Source organism: Paenibacillus sp. FSL M8-0142, from assembly GCF_038597315.1.
GTDB lineage: Bacteria > Bacillota > Bacilli > Paenibacillales > Paenibacillaceae > Paenibacillus_AQ > Paenibacillus_AQ lactis.
This window is the reverse complement of sequence record NZ_CP152008.1, coordinates 1,121,108-1,143,216: the sequence shown is the minus strand read 5'-3', so window position 1 is coordinate 1,143,216 and position 22,109 is coordinate 1,121,108. Positions and strand designations below refer to the sequence as shown.

Annotated in this window: 24 protein-coding genes; 8 read left to right on the top strand and 16 right to left on the bottom strand. The window is 53.0% G+C overall.

Annotated elements, in window-relative coordinates; all coding sequences use genetic code 11:
- Nucleotides 1-46: 46 nt before the first annotated feature.
- The 7 genes from groL to NSQ46_RS05240 form a co-directional block, all read right to left on the bottom strand.
- Nucleotides 47-1,681 (bottom strand): chaperonin GroEL, encoded by a 1,635-nt coding sequence (gene groL / locus NSQ46_RS05270; RefSeq protein ID WP_028405904.1) that lies wholly within the window; start codon nucleotides 1,679-1,681, stop codon nucleotides 47-49.
- 63 nt (nucleotides 1,682-1,744) lie between these two features.
- Entirely contained in the window at nucleotides 1,745-2,026 is a 282-nt protein-coding gene (groES, locus tag NSQ46_RS05265) for a co-chaperone GroES (protein WP_007132345.1), read from the bottom strand.
- Between the two features lie 511 nt (nucleotides 2,027-2,537).
- Entirely contained in the window at nucleotides 2,538-3,314 is a 777-nt protein-coding gene (tatC, locus tag NSQ46_RS05260; RefSeq protein ID WP_028405903.1) for a twin-arginine translocase subunit TatC, read from the bottom strand.
- Nucleotides 3,315-3,397: 83 nt separating this feature from the next.
- Nucleotides 3,398-3,634, bottom strand: coding sequence for a twin-arginine translocase TatA/TatE family subunit (gene tatA / locus NSQ46_RS05255; RefSeq protein ID WP_007132343.1), 237 nt, complete (start codon nucleotides 3,632-3,634; stop codon nucleotides 3,398-3,400).
- A 265-nt stretch (nucleotides 3,635-3,899) separates the two neighbouring features.
- Nucleotides 3,900-4,391, bottom strand: coding sequence for a MogA/MoaB family molybdenum cofactor biosynthesis protein (locus NSQ46_RS05250; RefSeq protein ID WP_007132342.1), 492 nt, complete (start codon nucleotides 4,389-4,391; stop codon nucleotides 3,900-3,902).
- 46 nt (nucleotides 4,392-4,437) lie between these two features.
- A complete protein-coding gene (gene moaC / locus NSQ46_RS05245; RefSeq protein WP_028405901.1) occupies nucleotides 4,438-4,914 on the bottom strand; it encodes a cyclic pyranopterin monophosphate synthase MoaC in 477 nt (158 codons plus the stop codon).
- Nucleotides 4,905-5,573 (bottom strand): 5-formyltetrahydrofolate cyclo-ligase, encoded by a 669-nt coding sequence (locus NSQ46_RS05240; RefSeq protein ID WP_213616384.1) that lies wholly within the window; start codon nucleotides 5,571-5,573, stop codon nucleotides 4,905-4,907. Before NSQ46_RS05240 ends, moaC begins: the two co-directional genes overlap by 10 nt.
- Before the next feature lie 174 nt (nucleotides 5,574-5,747).
- Here NSQ46_RS05240 and NSQ46_RS05235 point away from each other — a divergent pair, with 174 nt between their 5' ends.
- Complete coding sequence (locus NSQ46_RS05235; protein WP_144878969.1) at nucleotides 5,748-7,700, top strand: ABC-F family ATP-binding cassette domain-containing protein; 1,953 nt, start codon at nucleotides 5,748-5,750, stop codon at nucleotides 7,698-7,700.
- 727 nt (nucleotides 7,701-8,427) lie between these two features.
- Here the strand turns inward: NSQ46_RS05235 and tsaD are convergent.
- From tsaD to NSQ46_RS05205, 6 genes are all read right to left on the bottom strand, one after another.
- Nucleotides 8,428-9,471: a tRNA (adenosine(37)-N6)-threonylcarbamoyltransferase complex transferase subunit TsaD gene (gene tsaD, locus NSQ46_RS05230; RefSeq protein WP_213616380.1), complete on the bottom strand. Its 1,044-nt coding sequence runs from the start codon at nucleotides 9,469-9,471 to the stop codon at nucleotides 8,428-8,430.
- Between the two features lie 2 nt (nucleotides 9,472-9,473).
- Nucleotides 9,474-9,995 (bottom strand): ribosomal protein S18-alanine N-acetyltransferase, encoded by a 522-nt coding sequence (gene rimI, locus NSQ46_RS05225; RefSeq protein ID WP_007132337.1) that lies wholly within the window; start codon nucleotides 9,993-9,995, stop codon nucleotides 9,474-9,476.
- A 17-nt stretch (nucleotides 9,996-10,012) separates the two neighbouring features.
- On the bottom strand, nucleotides 10,013-10,807 hold the full coding sequence (gene tsaB, locus NSQ46_RS05220; protein ID WP_213616378.1) for a tRNA (adenosine(37)-N6)-threonylcarbamoyltransferase complex dimerization subunit type 1 TsaB: 795 nt from the start codon (nucleotides 10,805-10,807) through the stop codon (nucleotides 10,013-10,015).
- Nucleotides 10,804-11,265 carry a tRNA (adenosine(37)-N6)-threonylcarbamoyltransferase complex ATPase subunit type 1 TsaE gene (gene tsaE, locus NSQ46_RS05215; protein ID WP_028405896.1) on the bottom strand — a complete coding sequence of 154 codons (462 nt, stop codon included), beginning with the start codon at nucleotides 11,263-11,265 and terminating at the stop codon, nucleotides 10,804-10,806. The genes tsaB and tsaE overlap by 4 nt, the downstream gene beginning before the upstream one ends.
- Nucleotides 11,266-11,563: 298 nt before the next feature.
- Nucleotides 11,564-11,746 (bottom strand): H-type small acid-soluble spore protein, encoded by a 183-nt coding sequence (locus NSQ46_RS05210; RefSeq protein WP_007132334.1) that lies wholly within the window; start codon nucleotides 11,744-11,746, stop codon nucleotides 11,564-11,566.
- A 2-nt stretch (nucleotides 11,747-11,748) separates the two neighbouring features.
- A complete protein-coding gene (locus NSQ46_RS05205) occupies nucleotides 11,749-12,036 on the bottom strand; it encodes a hypothetical protein (protein ID WP_007132333.1) in 288 nt (95 codons plus the stop codon).
- Nucleotides 12,037-12,298: 262 nt separating this feature from the next.
- Here NSQ46_RS05205 and NSQ46_RS05200 point away from each other — a divergent pair, with 262 nt between their 5' ends.
- The 3 genes from NSQ46_RS05200 to ligD are packed head-to-tail and all read left to right on the top strand — an operon-like array spanning nucleotide 12,299 to nucleotide 15,053.
- Nucleotides 12,299-13,222, top strand: a complete 924-nt coding sequence (locus tag NSQ46_RS05200) for a Ku protein (protein ID WP_028405895.1) — start codon at nucleotides 12,299-12,301, stop codon at nucleotides 13,220-13,222.
- Between the two features lie 5 nt (nucleotides 13,223-13,227).
- Nucleotides 13,228-14,133: a DNA ligase gene (locus NSQ46_RS05195; protein ID WP_028405894.1), complete on the top strand. Its 906-nt coding sequence runs from the start codon at nucleotides 13,228-13,230 to the stop codon at nucleotides 14,131-14,133.
- Between the two features lie 5 nt (nucleotides 14,134-14,138).
- Entirely contained in the window at nucleotides 14,139-15,053 is a 915-nt protein-coding gene (gene ligD, locus NSQ46_RS05190) for a non-homologous end-joining DNA ligase (protein WP_341034964.1), read from the top strand.
- On the opposite strand, the gene NSQ46_RS05185 is transcribed toward ligD, so the two are convergent.
- Nucleotides 15,039-16,184, bottom strand: coding sequence for a radical SAM protein (locus tag NSQ46_RS05185; RefSeq protein ID WP_341034963.1), 1,146 nt, complete (start codon nucleotides 16,182-16,184; stop codon nucleotides 15,039-15,041). The two genes, ligD and NSQ46_RS05185, sit on opposite strands and share 15 nt — an antisense overlap.
- Nucleotides 16,185-16,399: 215 nt before the next feature.
- Between NSQ46_RS05185 and NSQ46_RS05180 the strand changes: the two genes are divergently transcribed.
- From NSQ46_RS05180 to NSQ46_RS05170, 3 genes are all read left to right on the top strand, one after another.
- Complete coding sequence (locus NSQ46_RS05180; RefSeq protein WP_028405891.1) at nucleotides 16,400-16,975, top strand: TetR/AcrR family transcriptional regulator; 576 nt, start codon at nucleotides 16,400-16,402, stop codon at nucleotides 16,973-16,975.
- A 129-nt stretch (nucleotides 16,976-17,104) separates the two neighbouring features.
- Complete coding sequence (locus NSQ46_RS05175) at nucleotides 17,105-17,371, top strand: hypothetical protein (protein ID WP_341034962.1); 267 nt, start codon at nucleotides 17,105-17,107, stop codon at nucleotides 17,369-17,371.
- Nucleotides 17,356-18,150 (top strand): serine hydrolase domain-containing protein, encoded by a 795-nt coding sequence (locus tag NSQ46_RS05170; RefSeq protein ID WP_244869261.1) that lies wholly within the window; start codon nucleotides 17,356-17,358, stop codon nucleotides 18,148-18,150. Before NSQ46_RS05175 ends, NSQ46_RS05170 begins: the two co-directional genes overlap by 16 nt.
- 125 nt (nucleotides 18,151-18,275) lie before the next feature.
- On the opposite strand, the gene NSQ46_RS05165 is transcribed toward NSQ46_RS05170, so the two are convergent.
- Together NSQ46_RS05165 and cls are read right to left on the bottom strand one after the other, a co-directional pair.
- Nucleotides 18,276-19,229 carry a YitT family protein gene (locus tag NSQ46_RS05165; RefSeq protein WP_028405889.1) on the bottom strand — a complete coding sequence of 318 codons (954 nt, stop codon included), beginning with the start codon at nucleotides 19,227-19,229 and terminating at the stop codon, nucleotides 18,276-18,278.
- A gap of 167 nt (nucleotides 19,230-19,396) precedes the next feature.
- Entirely contained in the window at nucleotides 19,397-20,827 is a 1,431-nt protein-coding gene (cls, locus tag NSQ46_RS05160) for a cardiolipin synthase (RefSeq protein WP_007132325.1), read from the bottom strand.
- A gap of 293 nt (nucleotides 20,828-21,120) precedes the next feature.
- Here cls and NSQ46_RS05155 point away from each other — a divergent pair, with 293 nt between their 5' ends.
- On the top strand, nucleotides 21,121-22,095 hold the full coding sequence (locus NSQ46_RS05155; RefSeq protein ID WP_007132324.1) for a M23 family metallopeptidase: 975 nt from the start codon (nucleotides 21,121-21,123) through the stop codon (nucleotides 22,093-22,095).
- Nucleotides 22,096-22,109: the final 14 nt, after the last annotated feature.

The window sequence follows — 22,109 nt, the reverse complement described above, 5'->3', positions numbered from 1 at the left end:
CGGGAGCCTTTCATTATGCGGTATTATAGGGTTTTTGACCCCTTTTTTACATCATGCCGCCCATTCCGCCCATGCCGCCCATGTCTGGAGCGCCGCCTTTTTCAGGCTCAGGCTTGTCGGCGATAACAGCCTCGGTAGTCAGGAACATTGCAGCAACGGATGCAGCGTTTTGCAACGCGGAGCGCGTAACCTTCGCAGGGTCAACGATACCCGCGTCGATCATGTTCACCCACTCGCCGTTTGCAGCATTGTAACCTACGCCCACTGCTTCACGCTTCAGACGGTCCACGATAACGGAACCTTCTTCACCCGCATTGGCAGCGATCGTACGGATTGGAGCTTCCAGTGCGCGAAGCACGATGTTCACGCCGGTTTGCTCGTCGCCTTCAAGAGCTTCGGCTACTTTCGCTACGGCACCGTAAACGTTGATCAGAGCCGTACCGCCACCGGATACGATACCTTCTTCAACTGCAGCGCGAGTTGCGTTCAGGGCATCCTCAATGCGCAGCTTGCGTTCTTTCAGCTCTGTTTCAGTAGCAGCACCGACTTTGATGACAGCTACGCCGCCAGCAAGCTTAGCAAGACGCTCTTGCAGTTTTTCCTTGTCGAACTCGGAAGTCGTTTCTTCGAGCTGGGAACGGATTTGCTTCACGCGAGCCTCGATGTCTTCCTTGCTTCCGGCACCGTCAACGATGATGGTATTTTCTTTCGTTACGCGTACTTGACGAGCCGTACCCAGTTGATCCAGCGAAGTCGATTTCAGGTCAAGACCCAGTTCTTCGGTGATCACTTGGCCGCCTGTCAGAGCAGCGATATCCTGCAGCATAGCTTTACGACGGTCGCCGAAGCCTGGAGCTTTAACAGCTACCGCATTGAACGTACCGCGCAGCTTGTTCACGATCAGCATCGCTTGCGCTTCGCCTTCGATATCTTCGGCGATCAAGAGCAGCGGCTTGCTTTGTTGAACGATTTTTTCAAGAACAGGCAAGATTTCTTGCGTGTTCGTTACTTTTTTGTCGGTGATCAAAATGTAAGGATTGTCAAGCACCGCTTCCATTTTGTCCGTGTCCGTAATCATGTATGGAGAAATGTAGCCGCGGTCGAACTGCATACCTTCAACCACTTCGAGCTCGGTTTCGAAGCCGCGGGATTCCTCAACGGTGATAACGCCGTCGTTGCCCACTTTTTCCATAGCTTCAGCGATCAGTTCGCCGACTTCGTCGTCCGCTGCGGAGATGGCTGCAACTTGAGCGATGGATTGTTTGTTCTCAACCGGCTTGGAGATGTTGTGAAGCTCCTCAACCGCTGCACGAACGGCTTTGTCGATCCCTTTGCGGATGCCGATCGGGCTTGCGCCTGCCGTTACGTTCTTCAAGCCTTCCGTGATCAGGGCTTGAGCAAGAACCGTAGCCGTCGTTGTACCGTCACCGGCAACGTCGTTTGTCTTGGTAGCAACTTCTTTAACAAGCTGTGCACCCATGTTCTCGAATGCATCATCCAGCTCGATTTCTTTTGCGATGGTAACACCGTCGTTCGTGATGAGCGGGCTTCCGAATTTCTTCTCAAGCACCACGTTGCGGCCTTTCGGTCCGAGCGTTACTTTCACTGCGTTTGCCAAAGCGTCAACACCGCGAAGCATTGCGCGACGGGCGTCTTCAGAGAACTTAATGTCTTTTGCCATGGTATAACATCCTCCCTAGTGGATTTATAGAAAAAATGGAAACAAGATATATTCAGGCGTGCATTAGCCTAAGATCGCGTGGATGTCGCTTTCTTTCATAATCAAATATTCTTTACCTTCGTATTTGATTTCCGTGCCGGCGTATTTGGAGAAGATTACGCGGTCGCCTTCTTTAACTTCCAAAGGTACGCGAACGCCGTCTTTCAGGGAGCCGCTGCCTACAGCGATAATTTTGCCTTCTTGCGGCTTTTCCTTAGCGGAATCAGGAAGTACAATCCCGAATGCTGTAGTTTCTTCTTGTTCGATCGGTTCTACCAATACGCGTTCACCTAAAGGTCTGATCATGAAAAAATAGCCTCCTTTAAATATGTTGTAATGCTTTTTTCAAAGCTTTATGTATTAGCACTCGACAGGTCTCAGTGCTAACAACCAACTTTATGATACTCAAGTTGATTGAAGATTTCAAGTCCTTTGCATCAATTTCTGATCATTTTTTTGAGGGTTCCCCCCTTCAGTTTGTCCGCAAAACCCACTTCACCATTATATCCATGCCCCGCCGAAATATGCCTTTAAATCCTCCGGCCATTGTATGGGTTTATGGATGAGCAAGCGGCTGATCTCATAGGATATCTTCGCCTGACAAATATTCGAATCGGATTCGATCAGCAGACAGAGGACTGTCCCCGACTGGGAGAGCGGGCACGGGAAACGAGCTGTCAGATCGATATTTCTGTTTGTCGGATTATTCACCATTGGTTTATGTAAGAGTAAGACCTGTTATATAAGCAAAACCCCGGCAGTAAGACTAAGACCGGGACCGATACAAAGTCAGACTGTCGGGGTATGTTCGTAAATATCAATCGGCGTCCTCATCCAACGAGACATAACGGCTGTCCCGCTCCATATCCGCCTCCAGCTGCTTGCGGTAGATCGTCGAAGACAGAAACACGCTGAATTCATATAGCAGGAGAAGCGGAATCGTCACCAGGAAATCCGAGATGAAATCCGGCGGTGTGATGACCACCGCGATGAATACGAGCGCAAAGTAAGCCACCTTCCGCATTTTCCGCAACCGAAGCGGATTGAGGATCCGGATTCGGGTTAAGAACATGACCACCAGCGGCAGCTCGAACAAAAGCGCCAGCGGCAGCACCAGATTGAACATAAAATTCAGGTAATTCGTAATGCCGTACGTTTCCGTAAGCCCCATGCTCTGCGTAATCATGGTTGTAAAGGACAATGTCATCGGAAACACGATGTAGTATCCGAATACGATACCAACAATAAACAGGATGAACGCATACGGAACATACCGTATTGCCGCTTTCTGCTCGTCTTTGTGCAATCCCGGCTTCACGAACGCCCACAGCTGGTAGAAAATCAGCGGGATGGAAATGACCAGCGAGAAGATCGCGGCAATTTTCATATAAATTCCGATACCGTCCCAGAATGAGAAGGCATGCAGCTCGAAATTTTTCGCTTGCTCCGCGGCCGTTAAGTAATGATAGATCGGTTCCGCGACAAATATTCCGCCGATGAGGCCAGCCACGAATACGACAAGCACGACGATGATCCGCTTGCGAAGCTCGCCTAAATGCTCCACAAGCGCCATCTCTTTCATTGGCTTTGACATGATAGACACCACCCTATTGTGACCCTGACAAAACAAAATCCCTCCCATGGAGGAGGGATTTCACAGCTTGCTAACGCATATGCTTATTCCGGAAGACGCTTGTCCTCAGACTTGCTGGGTGCTACAGCCTGCTGGGGAGCCTCCTCTTTCTTCTTAGCCGGTGTTTCATCTTCCGCCAGAATCTCGCGCGTGCCGTTCTTAAACTCACGGAATGTTCTGCCGACAGCCCGTCCCAATTCAGGAAGCTTGTTCGGACCGAACAGCAGCAGCGCCAAGATCACGAGCAGGATAATGCCCGGCACTCCGATCGTAGAGCCCATATCTATTCTCCTCCTTGTCCTGCTTATTGCCATTCAAGGACTTCAGGAAAGTCTTAAAGCAATCCGTCAAACCTTTGACTTCACAGGTGTTAACCAAACCGACAATTACAATGGACGATTCATTATTTAACCTCGTACAATATATCGCCATCATACCATAATGTAAATCACATATACAGTCTGCAATCGTGACAGATTATTTACATATTTATCTAGTGAATGATCGATACTGTTAAATCCAAGCCTGCCAAATCAGCGGCTATGCTTAAAGCTGCTCCCGATACTGGCCGGTCACCATCAGCAGCGCTTCAGGAAGCTGGTCCATGACGGCAGCCAAATTTTCATGCACACCCTTCGGGGAGCCCGGGAGATTGACAATCAAGGTGCGGCCGCGAACGCCGCAAACGCCCCGAAAGAGCATGGCGCTCCGGTTCTTCTGCATCACGGTTGCCCGCATCGCCTCCGCAATGCCCGGCACTTCCCGTTCAATGACCCGCCTTGTCGCCTCCGGCGTAACGTCGCGGACGGCAAGCTCCGTCCCGCCTGTGGTCAGAACAAGATCCACCTGGTAATAATCCGTCAGCTCGATCAATGCAGCAATAATTTCATCCTGCTCATCCGGCACGATCCGGTATTCGATTATTTCACCGCCCAGCTCTTCCTCTACCAGCTCCCGGATCACCTGAGCGCTTGTATCCTCACGTTCTCCTCGCGAGCCTTTATCGCTCGCCGTCAGGATCGCCGTCTTCCACAGCATGAGCCTCTCTCCTTCCCACTCTATCCGAATCTCCGGTATAGCGATATTAAGTTGTTTCCATTATGTAATCCCCGCTCTTCCCGCCGGATTTGCTGACCAGCATGGTCGGACCGATGATCATGTCTTTCTGCAGCGCCTTGCACATGTCGTATACCGTCAATGCCGCAGCCGAAACGGCGGTCAGGGCTTCCATCTCGACCCCGGTCTTTCCTGTCGTCTTCACCGTTGCTTCGATATACAGCTCATCGCTTCCATTGTCGCTGAAATCGACGTTCACGCCGGTGAGAGGCAGAGGATGACACATCGGAATCCAGTTTGACGTGTTCTTCGCAGCCATAATCGCTGCGACTTGAGCCACTGCCAGGACGTCGCCCTTGCCGATCTTTCCTTCTTGAATTCGCGCGAGCGTATCCGGATGCATCCGCACCGTCGTTTTCGCCACGGCTGTCCGGGCCGTTATGTCCTTATCGCTCACGTCAACCATACGGGCTCTGCCCTGCTGGTTAAAATGACTCAGTTCCATCCGATATCCCTCCGCTGCGAGCGAATGCCCGCTCTATAGTAACCCTTGTCCGTGATCACGCCGTCCAATCGCCGGTCATGCTCATCCATCGGGACCTGATTCACGAGCTGAATTTCATAACCGAGACCGATCCACCATGACTTACCGCGTTCTTCCGCCTCTTCCGTCCTTGAATCCGGCTCAAGCGCGCCGGACAGCCGGTCATAGTAACCGCCGCCGTAACCTAAGCGGCCGCCGTCGGGGTCAAAGGCAAGCCCGGGTACCCAGATGACATCAGGAGACATGGCCGAATACTTGCTTACCCGCTTCGGATCAGGCTCCATGATGCCATATGCACCCGGGGCCAACTCGTCCCACGAGCGGATCTCATACAGCTCCATGGAGCGGTCTTTCGGAATGCTCCGGGGGACGATAACCCGAATCCCCTCCTGCCAGGCCCATTCCACCAAAGGCCTCGTATCCAGCTCGGAGCGAAAAGGAACATAAATCATCATGCTCTTGAATGAATGCTGCTTCATTAATTCGGATGCATGCCCGCATGCCTGACGCGAGCGTTCCGACCGCTCCTCCGGGGAGAGTTCGCTCCGGAGCCTTGTCATCTGCTCCCGCAGCTGTTGTTTCATGCTTCCTGAAATCTTCTCTTCATCAAATTTCGACAACGTGATTCTTCCTCTCACGTTTAATTAAGACTAGTTTACCACTGTTCCTCCCTTTAGCCAAGAAAGACGCAAAGTCAATATCAAGGTCGATTGTTCCACCGTTTTCAGGTAAACTTACTGTATTACGAACCATTTCTTAATTGAAGTATATCGATTGATGGAGGTTTCACATCTATGCTGCTGCAGGCCAATGGCATAACGAAATTATATGGAGTAACCCCGGTGCTTGAAGGAATTAATCTGCAAGTGCTGGAGCGTGAACGCATCGGACTGGTCGGCGTGAACGGAGCCGGCAAATCCACCCTGCTGAAAATTTTGGCGGGGGAAATGTCCTACGACGGAGGCCAAATATTCAAAGCCAAGGAGACGACGATCGGCTATCTTGCCCAGAACAGCGGTCTTCAATCGGAACGGAGCATTTGGAATGAGATGCTGGACGTGTTCGCACCGCTGCTCGAGACGGAGCGCGAGCTCCGTTCGATGGAAGAACAAATTGCCGACCCGAAATCGAGCGAGGATCCGAAGAAATATCAAGAGCTGCTGGACCGTTACGCGATCCGTTCCGACTGGTTCAAGGACCAAGGCGGGTACGAGATCGAAACGCGCATCCGAAGCGTGCTTCACGGGATGGGTTTTGGCGGCTTCTCCCCGGATACGCCCATCTCTACTTTGAGCGGCGGTCAGAAAACAAGGCTTGCTCTCGCTAAAATATTGCTGCAGGCGCCCGATCTGCTTATGCTCGACGAACCGACGAACCACCTGGACATCGCCACGTTGACTTGGCTTGAAGATTATCTTCGCGGTTATTCAGGATCGCTGCTGGTCGTATCCCATGACCGGTACTTCCTGGATCGGCTTGTTACGACCATTGTCGAAATCGAACGCCGCCATTCCAAGAAATACACGGGCAACTACAGCCGTTATATCGAGCTGAAGGCAGCTGAATACGAATCCCAGCTGAAGCAATATGAGAAGCAGCAGGAGGAAATTGCGCGCATGGAAACCTTTATCCAGCGCAATCTCGTCCGGGCGTCAACGACCAAGCGGGCGCAAAGCCGCCGCAAGGCGCTGGAAAAGATGGAACGTCTGGACAAGCCAATGGGGGATTTGAAAAAAGCCCATTTCTCCTTTGAGCCTGAGTATATGTCCGGCAAGGACGTGCTGCAGGTTCGGGACTTGTCGGTCGCTTTCGAGCCGGGCAAGCCATTATTCGAGCATGCGTCCTTCGATCTGCATCGCGGGGAGACGGTTGCATTGATCGGTCCGAACGGGGTCGGCAAGTCTACGCTCCTGAAATGCCTGATCGGAACGATGAAGCCGACTGCCGGATCGCTGCAATGGGGGACCAAGGTAAAGATCGGTTACTATGACCAGGAGCAATCGGAGCTTAATCCAAGCAATACCGTGCTTGAGGAACTTTGGAGCGCCTATCCGCATATGGAGGAAGCCCGAATTCGCACCGTTCTCGGCAATTTTCTGTTCAGCGGCGAGGACGTGCTCAAGAAGATCAGCTCCTTAAGCGGAGGCGAGAAAGCACGCGTGTCGCTCGCCAAGCTGATGCTGCTTGAAGCCAATATGCTTATTCTCGACGAGCCGACGAACCATTTGGATTTATTCAGCAAAGAGGTGCTTGAATCGGCTCTGATCGATTACGAGGGAACACTGCTGTTCATTTCCCATGACCGCTACTTCCTCAACAAAATGGCGGAACGGATCATCGAGCTTCATCCGGACGGCATTCAACATTTCCTGGGTAATTATGACGATTATACAGAGAAAAAGCAGGAGATTCTGGATATGGACGATGAACCGTCCGAGCCTTTCGCCCGGCATGCTATAAAGCCTCAGGCCAAGCAGGAGACCCCTGTTGAGAAGCAGGGGGCCCTTTCTTTCGAAGCCGAAAAGCAGGCCAAGCGCGAGGAACGGAATCGGCAGCGCAAGCTGGCGAGCCTGGAGGAACAGATTCATACCCTTGAGTCCGAGATTGCCGCGCTGGAGGAAGAAATGGCGCAACCTGAGATTTATCAGGATTACATGGCGCTTCAGGAGCGGCAGCAGTCCCTTGATGAGAAGAAAGCGCAGCTTGATCAAATTTTTGCAGAGTGGGAAGCTCTTCTGGAAGACTAATGTCCCTCCCGTCTAACGAGCCGCCCTCTAAGCCGTCTCATGTTGACGGTCCGAGGCGGTGACGGGGTGTTTGGTCCGGGCCAGATTCGATGTTGAATCGACATCGGCGCCATGTTTTTCTGGGACCTTCTAATCACCTTCAAAAAAAATTCACAAAATCGTTTCAAATGAAGGATTGGATTTATTCACAAACTTATCCCCAGAATTGGTGCATAAGTCAAACTTAAAAATGGCCGAAATGGCCATTTTTTTGTTGTTATCCGAGCGTTCACGGCCTGATATCCAACATTATCCACTAAGTTATACACATTATCCACAGAATCCACCGGCAAAAATGAAAATCATGTCCCCTTATTTCATTCCTTTTCAGAAGTCCGGTTTATCGACATTTTTCTTACTTATTCACATTTTTCACCGGATATGTGGATAACTTTGTTCACAACTTGACAGCATCCGAATTTCACAATCACGAAGAAGCCGCTCCATGTAAACACGGGGCTGTACCTCCGTCTTGCTATGTCCCATCGCGCGTGGTGAGCATTAACACAGCCATCACCTTATCTTCAATTCATCACCACCATGAAGCAATGATTGATCCCGGCTGATGACAAGTTCACATGCAATATTCCGAAGCATAGCAAAAAGCCTGCCGTCCCTTTAAACAGAGACGACAGGCTCTAAATTTCTGCTTATTCCTTCCCAGCATTTCGCAAACGCCGCGCATGGCCTAAAATTTCGCCCAATCCTCCAACGGCAATTGGGGATCGGCCTTCATATCCAGCGGCGTAAAGCTGCCCTGCTTCCACTTTAAATGAGCGGCCGCGGCAATCATGGCGCCATTGTCCGTGCAATATTGGAACGGCGGAATCGTCAGCCGGATGCCTTCCGCCTGACAGCGCTCCGTCAGCGCGCTGCGCAGGCCCCTGTTGGCGGCCACGCCGCCGCATAAGAGAAGCTGCTTTGCACCATACTCTTTGACGGCACGGACTGCCTTCTCGACCAGCACTTCCACTACGGACTCCTGGAAGCCGCGGGCGATGGCTTCGATCCGGACGTCCTCGCCACGCATTTTACTCTGATTGACGACATTCAGAACGGCGGACTTCAATCCGCTGAAGCTGAAGTCGTAGCTATCCGGTTCCAGCCAGACCCGAGGCAATTCGATGGACTCCGGCGCCTCCAGCGCCATTCGATCCACATGAGGTCCGCCGGGATACGGGAAGCCGAGCGCGCGTGCAACCTTGTCGTACGCCTCGCCGACCGCATCGTCCCGCGTCCTGCCGATCAGCTCGAAGCTCCCCTCCTCCTTCATGAGAACAAGCTCCGTGTGCCCGCCGGATACGACCAGGGCCATGCTTGGGTATTCTATATCCCCAACGAACCGGTTCGCATAAATATGCCCGGCTATGTGATGCGTGCCGATCAGCGGCTTGCCGAGCGCAAAGGCCAGGCTCTTCGCTGCCATAACGCCGACCAGCAGCGCACCGACCAGGCCGGGGCCTTGGGTGACTGCGACGGCCGAAATGTCCTTCATCTCGATTCCGGCCTCTTCCACCGCCTGTTCAATAATCATCGTGATGCTCTCGACATGCTTCCTTGAGGCCACTTCGGGCACTACGCCGCCAAAAGCTTTGTGGGTCTCAATCTGGCTTGCAATGACGCTCGAGAGCACCTCGTACCCATCCTTCACGACCGCAACCGAGGTTTCGTCGCAGCTGGTTTCAATAGCCAAGATACAGCTATGCTCCCGATCTATTCTTTCATCTATCATGACTATTTATGACTTCCTTCCATGCCTTCGTCCCCCCGATAGGGAGGCAGATCCGCCCACATAATCAGCGCGTCCTCCTGATTGTCCGAATAATAACCCTTGCGGACGCCGGCGGGCTTAAATCCTTTTTTCATATATAAGCGCTGAGCGACATGATTGGATAAACGGACCTCCAGCGTCATTTTCTCCATCCCCATAAATGCCGCCGTCTTCATCAGCTCGCTGAGCAGCCGTTCGCCCCACTTCCGTCCGCGATAGGCCTCGAGCAATGCAATATTGGTCACATGGGCTTCGTCAACAATCGTCCACATCCCTGCATATCCAATTAAGCGTCCTTCGTATTCCATCACCATATAATGTGCAAAATGATTCAGCTTCAACTCATTGCGAAATGCTTCTTCCGTCCAGGGCACCGAAAAGGCCTCGTGCTCCACCGCAAGAACATCCGGAATATCCTCTAGCGTCATCAGCCGGAAGGACAGCGCGCCTTCCTCCTGCGCATCCGGCTTCCACTCCTGCTCCATGAACGTCCCTCCTGACTTCACCGCCTGCGCAGCAAATTCGCTTCCGCTTCGGAAAGCTGTGTGTAGTTCGGTATCAACGTATGCGGCTCATCCGAATCCCCGGCCGACAAACGAGCCGCTCCAAGATAGCCAAGCCAGCGCCCTTCGAGCGCATAAGGCACCAGCTGCAGGTGATCGCCGAACCAGGATGACAAACGGCGGGCCGCCTCGGCATGAAGATCCGTCTCGCCTACTACATAAACAGCAGACGGGCGCTCCTGCTCGGACAGTTGGCCGATTCGCTCATTCAGTTCATCCACCCAGGCTTCCATCAGACGGATGCCGTCTGCCGCAAGCCGCTCTGGTGCCTTCGACTTCGAGCCTGCTGCTTCTGCAGCAAACAGAGCCGTATATACCTGCCCCCGTCTTGCATCGAGCAGGGGGATAACCCAATGATTCCCTGCTGCTGCTTCATGCTGGTCCCTGCCAGCTTGAAGCCCGCCCCAAGCCAGCGCATGCAGGCTCGAAACGCCGACGACCGGAATCCGGTTCGCCCAGGCCAGTGTCTTCGCAGCCGTTACCGCAATCCGGATTCCGGTATAGGAGCCCGGACCGACTCCGACGGCAATGCCGTCGATATCATCCATGCCGATGCAGGCTTGTTCCAAGGCCTGCGCCATGACCGGATGCAGATACACAGAATGGTTCCGCTCCGCGCTCGTGTTGATTTCCGTTAACAGCTGATCGTTATCCATCACGGACACCGCCAGCGAAGACGTGGACGTATCCAGCGCCAAAAACCGCTTCTGCGGCTTCGTGTCGTTGTTGTTCATTCCTGTTTACCCCATTTTTCATTCAAGTCCCGGCACCAATCGCCGTATAGCTTCCCCTGAGGGGTCAGCGTCATCAACCGGTCTCCTTCATCCGTCATGGCAATCGAAAGATGGAGATACTGCTCCGGCATCAGCTCCGTGATCAGGCTGCTCCATTCCACAAGGCAGACGCCGTCACCGTAAAAGTATTCATCCAGACCCAGCTCGTCCGCTTCATCGATGGACAGCCGGTATACATCCATATGATAGAGCGGCAGCCGCCCGTTATATTCTTTAATAATCGTAAACGTCGGGCTGTTCACCACTCCGGCTACGCCGAGATGCTTTGCGAAATACTGGGAAAATGCCGTTTTCCCCGCTCCAAGATCTCCGTCCAGACCGATCACCGTCCCGGGCTGCGCATGTTCTGCCAACCAGGCGGCAAGCTGCTCCGTCTCCTCCAGACGGCTTGAAATCATTTGAAACCGGCCATCCGTGCGGCCATTATTCACGATTTAACCCACCTTTAATGAAATAATCCAGCCTTATAAAATGCTTGATCTTCATTATATCGGTCCTCTCTTCCCCCTGCAAGGAAAGTCACTTCCCCCATCAAGGCACCTGAACTATTGACGGATGATATTCGCATGTTTTTCAGAAAACTCCGTTAGCATCTTCACACCAATTAAAATACACCTTACCCAAGTGGTGCTTTAAAAAACACAACACCACCGGTTAAGGTGTATTTTCATCCACGTAAAGGCCCCCGGTTAAAGGTTATTCGCCCTCTTCCAGCCGGTCTACCTTCACGGTCTGCGTATTAGTAGGACGAGACCCGACCTGGACGGTAGCCATGCCGTTCTGCTGATCCACATGCTCGATCCAGACCGGCTCGCCTTCAAGATTCACCTTGTACGTGTCCTTGGATTCGAATATTTCGACGGCGCGTTGCACATCCATTCCTATTCCCTCTCTTTCTTGGATCTCGGCGATTCGTCGACGAGATCCATCGTATCGGTGGTCGAAGGGCCGATCAGCCCGTTGTCCATCGTGACATTCCCCCCGCCAAGACCTTCGTTGATCATGCGGTCAATGTCAAACATGGTAGATTCCCGGGAGATGTCGCTCTCCTCCGAAGTCATGCTGTGCCAATCCACCACGTCTCCGCTGATCGGCTCTGCAAAAGCGCGGTCCGAGGAACGATCCTTCTGAATTTCTTCCGACGGTTCTGATTCCCTGTGCTTATCCATTAAAGATCACTCTCCTTGCTAAGGCAGTGTTCACCGTCAATATGCCTCGATTCTCCCTGGTTTATTCAAAGAACAGTCATGCGCCTCAGTCCCCGGGGGGTTATTCAAAGACCCATCATGTTCCCCGGTCGGCTCCCGGTTTATGCAAAGACCGGCAATGACTCATAGGAGCATCTTTTTTTGGGCACACTAATAGAAGCAGATTATACGTCCACATCCTGTTCATACGATTCATTCCAAAAACAGATAGGAGGTTTCATAGATGCATACGGTTTGGAAAGGCGCCATCAGTTTCGGCCTGGTGCATGTGCCGGTTAAGATGTTCTCGGCCACGGAAGACAAGGATATATCGATGCGCTACATTCACAAGGAATGCGGCAGTCCGCTCTCCTATGTCCGCAAATGTCCGGTTTGCGAAGAGGAAGTCGGCTGGGAGGAAATTACGAAGGGGTACGAGTATGAAAAAGGCAAGTTCGTGCTGTTTGAAAAAGACGAGCTGGAGCAGCTGGCCGAGCAAAACAGCAAAAACATCACGATTCTCGACTTCGTCGATTTGACGGAAATCGATCCGATCTACTTCCAGAAGACCTATTATCTCTCGCCCGATCAAGCGGGCGCGAACGCGTACCGCCTGCTGATGGAGGCGATGAAGGAGTCCGGAAAAATCGGGATCGCCAAAATCTCCATCCGCTCCAAGAGCAGTCTGGCGGCGATTCGGGTGCTGGATGAGTGCCTGTCGATCGAAACGATTTTTTATCCGGATGAAATCCGTCCGATATCGCAGGTACCCAATCTCCCGGAGAAGACCGAGGTTAACTCCAAAGAGCTGGATATGGCGAAGCTGCTCATCGATCAGCTCTCGACGCCGTTTGACCCGGAGAAATATACGGATGATTACCGGGAGCGTCTGCTGGAGGCCATCAACAGCAAGGTGTCCGGCGAGGAAATCAAAATCGCCCCTGCCCGCCAGGAAACCAATGTTGTCGACCTGATGGCCGCGCTTCAGGCCAGCATCGAGGCGGTGAAGCCGATCGGCACCGATCCGGGAACGAAGGCGAAGCCGCGGAAGACAACCCGCAAGACGGCAGCCAAAGAGCCGGCCGCGAAAGCGAGCGGCGACGATACGGATGAGACGCCGAAGCCAAAGCGCCGCGCCAAAGCCAAGAAATCTGAAGCAGGCTCCTGAACGAAATGGGACATTTACGAGAGCTGCTGCCTAAAGAGCCGATGGCGCCGATCTCCACGGAGAAGATCGAAACCGGCGACGATTGGGGCTATCAACTGAAGTGGGACGGGGTGCGCATCCTTGCAGGCATCGACCACGGCCAAGTCTCCCTCTATTCCCGGAAGCTGCTGGACAAAACAACCCTCTATCCCGAGGTGGTTGCCGCACTGTCGACGCTGCAGCACGATCGTCTGCTCCTGGACGGCGAAGTGGTTTATTTTCATCCAGAGCTCGGACGCCCGGTGTTCCAGAAGGTGCTTCAGCGGGAGCGTTCACGTTCGGTTCGGTCGGGCGCCCCGCTCTTCACGTATGTGCTGTTTGACATTCTGGTCGACGGCGATAAGGATATGCGTAAGCTGCCCTATCTTGACCGGCATCATCGGCTGAAGGAGATCGTCTCCACTACGCCCGGAATCCTGACGGCCGATCTGTTCCTGGAGGGCGAGAGCCTGTGGGCATGGGCCGAGGAACGCGGATGGGAGGGAATCGTTATGAAACGTCTCTCCTCCCCTTACCGTGAAGGGAAGAAGCACCGGGACTGGTACAAGAAAAAGATCGCCATCACCATGCAGGCGGAGGCTGTCGCTTTGATCATAAGAGAAGGCCGCGTAGCCAGCCTCGTGCTGGCTGACGATGAGAACAACTATATCGGCAGGGCATCGCTTGGACTGAACGAACAGACCAAGCAGCGGCTGTTAGAATATGCAGGCCTGCATCCGTCAGGTGCCGGCTGGAAGACGCTGCACGCAGATTTGAAGAAGGAGCAGCTCGCTTGGCTTAGCAAGCCGCTGACCGCTACGGTTACCTTCCTGGAGTGGAGCCAGGACGGAATGATGCGGCATCCGAAGCTGCTGTCGATTGAGGGGGTGTAACGGCTATGGCCCGTACCGTCAAAGGAACGCTGACCATTGAAGGTCAAGAGATTCAGATTACCAATCCGGACAAGCCGCTGTGGCCCGAGGTCGGCATTACTAAAGCCATCTATCTGCAAAAGCTCGCGGCGATCTCTCCCTACCTGCTCCGCTATTGCAGAGGCAGGCTGCTGACAACCATCCGTTATCCCCACGGCGTGGACGGAGAATCGTTCTATCAAAAAAATGCGCCCGAGCCGCTCCCGCCCTTTGTCAGTACCTACGTGCACGAGGGCATCAACTATGTCATGCTGAACGGGCTGCCCGAGCTCTTATGGCTGGGCAACCTCGCTGCTTTGGAATTCCATCCTTCGCTCCACCTGGCCGGTGACGTTCTGCCATGCGAATGGATGATCGATCTGGACCCGTCGCTTCCCGAGGAGCCGCGGATCATGGAAGCTACGGCCATCGTCGGCGATGTGCTGCGCTCGCTTGGAATCGCCTCCGTACCGAAAACGTCCGGGGCAACCGGGGTGCAGATCATCGTCCCGATTCCCGAAGGCATTACGTTCGACGAGCTTCGCTCCGTCGGCCAATTCGTCGGTCAATACGTAACGGAGAAACACCCTAAATTGTTTACCATCGAGCGGCTGAAGAAAAACCGCGGCGACAAAATCTATTTCGATTATCTGCAGCATTACAGCGGAAGAACGCTTGCCGCACCTTATACTCCCCGGGCCAGACGCCTCGCAACGGTATCCACGCCGCTCACTTGGGAAGAGGTTCAGCGGGATGTCTCTCCGACGGATTTCCACCTGCTGAACATCGAGCAGCGCCTTAAAGAGAGGGGCGACCTGCTGCAGGCTCTGCCTCCCCAGCCGATCGGAGACATCGTCCGGCATCTGAATGCCAAGGGGAAGCCGGCATCAAAACGGAAATGATAGCTGCTCAACCTCCGGCTTCAGATCCTCGGCGGAGACGGGTGCCGCAGGCTGAGGCAGCTTGCGCTGGCGGATGGAATGGTGCGGGGCTGCTTCCCGGCCCCGCTCCTCCCCTTCCTTATAACCTGCACTTCCGGATAGAGCATGCGAGCCTGCCCCTGCAACATGGCCTGAATCAATGCCTTCCGCCAATCGGGAAGTCCTTCTTCCCGTCGCGGGATCGTAGGATCCCGTGGTTGGATTCGATGGGCGACTTGCCGTCCATCCCAGTCCATACTCCGACAAGAGGCGGGCGGCCATCATTTTGAAGCTTCGTATATACTGCTCTTCGGCGTAAGCCCCCGATCTGTACAGCTCCCGATAAGACGGCACGACCTCAGGGAAATGGAGCTTGAGCGTCTCCATATACCATTTCTTAACGTCGCGTGACAGCCTCAAGAGCGAGATCATGGCAAAAGAAGCGCCATGCTCCTTCACCCTGGACAGGAGCTCCCTAAGCCCTTCTTCCCCATCGGTAAGATAGGGCAGGACGGGTGCCGCAAATACGCCTGTCCGTATGCCGGCGGAAGACAGCCTCCAGACGGCCTCCAATCGGCTCGCAGGATGCGGCGATGCCGGCTCAAGCTTGCGGATCAGATCTGCATCCAGCGTATTCAGGCTGATATTGACCGAAACGTCCTCCATCCGGGTCAGGATGTCCATATCGCGCAGCACGAGCGGCGAGCGGGTGGTAATGCTGGTTGAGATGCGATACTTCGCCAGCAGCTTCAAGCATTCCCTCGTGATCTCCGCCTTTCCCTCGATCGGCTGATACGGATCCGTAGCCGTCCCGATTGTCACCTGCCCGATCGATCTCCGCATCGCTTCAATATCATGGCCGAATTTGGCAGCCGTATCGGACAGCTGCTTCGCCAGCGACTCCGCCGCATTGGTCTTCATGAAAATATGATGCTGGAATTCATCCTCCGCCCCCATCCCGATAAAGGACTGGAAGGCGCGTGCATAGCAGAAGCTGCAGCCATGTCCGCATCCTCTGTACGGATTGATAGACCAGTCAAACGGCATCCGCTCTTCTTTCACCCGATTGAGCGTTTGCTTGGTCGAAATGCTCTCATAAGTCGTTTGCGCCATATCCCCTTCGCCTCCTTGTCGTAACCTGCTCTATTTCCGAAAATGTTATGGTTATATTATAGCAAACATACGTTCTTATTATAATAGGAATTTACTGGATTTACAAATCGATTATCATGACATCCCACTAGCAATCAGGAAAATAATCCCTTATAATCGATACATAACATATGTTATATATCAAGTGTTATATTTATTGAGCAAGGAGCATACCTATGGCACCAAAGCCTAAATTCACCAAACAAGACATCATCCTGGCCGCATTTGACATTGCCCGTGCGGAGGGGCTCGATTCCGTCTCCATCCGGAAAGTGGCCGACCGCCTGGGATGCTCGATCGCCCCGATCTACGTTAATTTTGCCGATGCGGAGGAGCTTCTGCAGCGAGTGGTGGAGCACTCGCTTCACGTAGCCAAGCAGATGATTACCGGGCAGCGGACCGGACAGCCGTTTCGGGATATCGGGATGGCCAGTTTGCGCTTCGCCAGGGAATTTCCCCTGCTGTACCGGGATTTAATCATGAAGAACATTCCGTATATGAAGCATAACGAAGAACAGCTTAATGAGGTGGTCGAGCTGATGAAGGAGGATCCCGGCTTAGCGGGATTTTCCGGCGAGGAGCTTCGGGCGCTTTTAATCAAAATGCAGACGTTCCAGACCGGCTTGTCCGTCATGGTCGCCAACGATTTGTTTACAACGAGTGTCAACGAGGAGCAGGTAATGGCCATGATGAATGAGGCGGCCGAGGATTTCATTCGCGCGGCGCGCTTGCGGCAAGCGGAACCAACTTGAACAGCCGCCTCTCCTTCGGCGTGATCTCGGAGGATTTGCTAGAAATCCAAGGTTTTGAAAATTCCATGGTTCCGGGTTTTGAATTTCCATGGTCAAGCATTTCAATTCTGTGTTTAGGGAGGCATGAAGATGAAGGAAAAGGCGGGCCCATCGCCGCTGGATCAAATGCGATTTGATCGCTGGATGGCGGCAATGACGCGCAGAAGAAATATATTCGGCGCCGTCATGTGCGTCGAGAATCAGGATCGGTCGCTGTCGATCGTCAGCAGCGGCGGGGAAATGAAGCCGGAGACCCCTTTTTTTATCGCCAGCGTAACCAAATTGTACGTCAGCTGCGTTCACGGCAGCTGCTTCGGCTTGATGATCGGATTGGCGAATATTTGCCCGAGGCGATGATCAAGGGCATTCACGTTTACCAGAACGTCGACTATTCCCGGGAGATCACGATCAAGCAATTGATGTCCAACACCTCGGGCATTCCCGATTATTTCTCGGGACGCGTATTCGCCGACTTAATCGCCGGGAAAGACCAGTCCTGGCCGCTAGAGAAGACGCTTGAAGCCGTCAGGCAGCTTCGTCCGAAATTCCCGCCGGGCATGAAGAATAAAGCCCAATACTCCGACACCAATTATCAGCTGTTAGGGAAGCTGATTGAAACGGTAACCGGGCAGCCGATCGAGGCAACATTCAAGGAATGCATCTTCGACAGGCTGAGACTGACCCAGACCTACGTATACAAGGACCCTCTTGATGGAAGACCCGCTTCCTTTTATTACCGGAAAACCCGGCTTCAAATCCCCTTGTACATGTCCTCCATCGCACCCGAAGGCGGCATCGTTTCCACGGCCCGAGAGACCATGACCTTCCTCCGAGCGTTTTTCGACGGCGTTCTATTTCCGCAGACGCATCTGAAGGAGCTCATGGAATGGAAATTTCTATGGGCACCCGGCACTTTCTTCTACGGTTCAGGCATTGTACGTCAGCCATTGTCCCTCTTGAACATGAAAGACGGCTTAATCGGCCATTGGGGCCAATCCGGCGCATTTGCCTTCCACCACCCGGAAACGGGGTTATATTTCACCGGGACGGTAAATCAAGCCATCGGCCAGTCGGCCGCCGTCCACAGAATCGCCCGCATCATACGCCATTACAAGAAGACGCAAAGCCCCACCTAAGCTACAAATCGCAGCGGGAATTCCATCGTATAGAGATTAGCTTTTGACATCAAAAAAAAGGGCTCCGCCCGCTTCTTGTACCAGCATGCAGGTGGAACCCTGAACTATTCAAGCTTGTATAACGTTTAATGAATGGCCTTCTTCTTAAACCGGCCGCCCTTGACATCATGAATATTGCCGACTGCCACGAAGGCCTGCGAATCCCAATCTTCCACAATCGATTTCAGCTTCGCTTCCTCAAGCCGGGTAATGACCACGAAGATCACCTTCTTGCTGTCCCCGGAATAGGCTCCCTCGCCCTCAAGATAAGTAACTCCGCGTCCAAGCCGCTGGGTCAGCGCATCGCCGATTTCTTTATGCTTATCGCTGATAATCCAAACCGATTTGGACTGGTCGATGCCCTCGATCGTAATGTCGATGAGCTTGAATGCCAGATAGTAAGCAATCAACGAGTACATGGCATGATCCCAGCCAAAGATAAAGCCTGCGCTGCCGAGAATGAATACGTTGATGAACATCACGATTTCCCCGACCGAGAACGGCGTTCTCTTGGTAATTAAGATCGCTACAATTTCCGTACCGTCCATCGATCCCCCCGATCGAATGACCAGACCGACGCCCACGCCAAGGAGTATTCCGCCAAAGACGGCAGCAAGCAGCGGATCGATCGTAATCGGAGCGACAGGATGAAGAAAATAGGTTCCGATCGACATGACCAGTACGGCGTACAACGTGGATAAAGCGAAGGTTTTACCGATCTGTTTATAACCCATAAACAGAAACGGAAGGTTGAATAAAGTCAGGAATATCCCGAGCGGGACATCGGTTATATGGGACACCATAATCGAGATGCCGGTAATTCCCCCGTCAATGATCTTGTTCGGCACCAGAAAAATCTCCAGTCCCACCGCCATCAGCATTGCACCGAAAGTTAAGAACACCAGACGACGGAGAAGCTTTAAAGCAATTGATCCGCTCTTCGGATTCTCCGGCTTCTGCTGGTCCGCTTTCAGCGGCGGCACGGACTGCGGTTCCGGCTGTGTGTGCGGCTGTACAGAAATCTTCACATCATTTGACATAAATCTCCCCCGTTCATTATGAACCTCAGCTACTGTATATTTATTAGCGGCACTCCTATAAATATTCTATCATATTAATGAAAGCCGCTACTACCATTTTCAAAGATCAACCTCTATATGCATGTCATTCCATCATTAGCTGACTTTAATGCTGCCTATAATGGAGGCTATAACAACGGGGACAGCATCCGGCACAAGATTTCGGCTGCCTTCTGCCATCTACCCCTCGCATGGAATGTCTCCAGTTCGATGGCTCTGCTGTGGTTCAGGTCCTCCTTGAAATCCGATACCAGCCGATGGATCGGCTGCTCGTCGAACATCACAGCCGTCAGCTCGAAGTTGCAGAAGAAGCTCCGCATATCCATATTTGCCGTGCCTACGGAGGCAAGGAGCTCGTCAACGATCAGCACCTTGGCATGGATAAACCCTTTTTCATACTCATAAAAGGACACTCCGGCCGCCAGCAGCTCCTCCACGTACGACAGCGACGCCAGCTTGACGAGCCGCGAATCCGCATGATCCGGAATAATAATCCTCACGTCGACGCCGCTTACCGCCGCCGTCTTCAACGCTTCGTACAGCCCTTCATCCGGAATGAAGTACGGCGATGTAATCCAAATGCGCTCCTTGGCAACCGATATGGCCCCAAAGCACATCTCATGAATGGCATTCCAGCTCGTATCCGGACCGCTGCTCAAGATCTGCACCTGCTCCTTCCCGGTACAGTGGTGCTCTGGATACAGGCTCGGATTCGAGATCGCTTCGCCGGATGCCAGCTTCCAGTCGTGCAGGAATACGCTCTGCAGAAAATAGACCGCATCTCCCTCTACTTGCAGATGGGTGTCCCTCCAGTAGCCCATGTCCGGATATTCCCCGAGATAATCATCCCCGACGTTGATGCCGCCGAGGAATCCGACGGTACCGTCCACCACGACGATCTTCCGGTGGTTTCTGTAATTGATTCTGCGGCTGAACATGGATACCATGGCAGGCAGGAAGAAATAGAACTGAACCCCGGATTCTTTAAACCGCCGTATGAACGCTTTCTTCAATTTATAGCTCCCCAGCCCGTCGCATACAAGACGCACCTTGACCCCTTCCTTGGCTTTGCGGATCATCACATCCTGAAACTTCGTACCGATCCGGTCATTTCTGAAAATATAAAACTCTACATGAATATGATCCTTGGCCTCCTCCATCGCTTTGAGCATCGCATCATAGGTCTCCTTGCCATCGGTTAAGACACGGGTCTCGTTGCAGCCGGTGATGGGACTTTCGGATAAATGCTTTAACAGATTAAACAGACGATCATGATGATGGAAGCCGGGATTGTTCATATCCTCCTTGCGCAGGACGACAGCCGCCCGGTCCCAGAAATGCTCCTTCATCTCCCGAAACAGCCGGGAACCTTTTTGGCGAATCTTAAGCCGCTTCTGATAATCCTGTGCAACGAAAAAATAGATCACGAATCCCAGCAGCGGGAGACAGAACAGAATAAACATCCATGCAACCGTCTTGGAAGGATTGCGGAATTCAAGCAGCAGCACCGCTGCCATTTGCAAAATAAACACAATGAGAACAAGCAGAAGCCACACCATACGGCAGCCTCCTAACGGAAATAATAGTGGTCTTTTCTTTTAAACAGACACTGCTGGTCTAGGCGTCTCAGCTATCGTGAATAAGTAGCGTAAATAAAGACAGATAACTACAGCTTTGACCAATTAATTATGTATTTATTCAATTACCCAATGTCACACCTGCTTGAATAATATACGTTTACATCTCATTTTTGACATGTTTTTCGAAAGAGTAGAATACATAGAAGATAAGGAGCTGGCCAAGTCTTGCGGAGGATGCTATACCCACTAAACATGAATGGAGGGGAGATGCCATGAAAACCGCGCACCGTAACCAACGCTTAACCCTGCTGGTGCTCCGGGATGCCCAGCATTCCGTCAAGCAGTTTCATTTGTCCAAGCCTCTCATGATCGCGGTGCCAGCAGCCGCGGTATTGTCGATCGCCGGACTGATCGTGTCACTGCAGATCCAATCGGCTCAGACCATTTCGACTCTGGAGCAGCAGCTGACGCTCAAGAGCCTCGAAGCCTTGAAGATGGAAGTGACCGTCAGCGACAAAGATGAAGCTATCGAGCGCTTGAACAAAGCCATCATCCAGCTGTCGGGCGAGGCTGAAGAAACGAAGGCGCAGATGGAACGCGTTCAGCAGCTGGAGCAGCAGCTCCAGCAATTCATCGAGAAGCACGGGTCTTTATCAGGCACGCCGACATCCTCGATGTCCGATGACGCGCAGCTGCATGTCGGCGGAGAATACATTGCCGTGCATGAGAACGAAATGCTGGATATGGCGAGCGACATTCGGGATGATTTCGAGGAAATCCAGCAGCTGCTATCCCAGCTGGAGCGCCATATTCCGCGAACGCTGGACCAAGCCCAGGAAACCCAGGAGCGGCGGGAAGGCCTTCCTTCGCTGTGGCCGACTGACTCACGGAGGCTGACCTCGAGCTTCGGCTACCGCAGCGATCCGTTCACCGGCCGGTCCGCCTATCATGCCGGTATCGATATTGCCGGCAAAATCGGCGACCCGATCTATGCGGCAGGAAGCGGGCAGGTTACCGCGGCAGAGCGCAGCGGCGCACGTGGGCTGTACATCGTGATTAAGCACCCTAACGGCCTTGAGACCTGGTATATGCACCTGAACAAGCTGAGCGTTTCGGTCGGAGACCAGGTTGCCCAGGGCGAGATCATCGGCCAGCTGGGATCTTCAGGTCGCAGCACAGGGCCCCATTTGCATTTTCAGGTTGTCAAAAACGACGAGACCGTCGATCCTATGCGTTATGTGCAATAATCCAGAAATTTAAT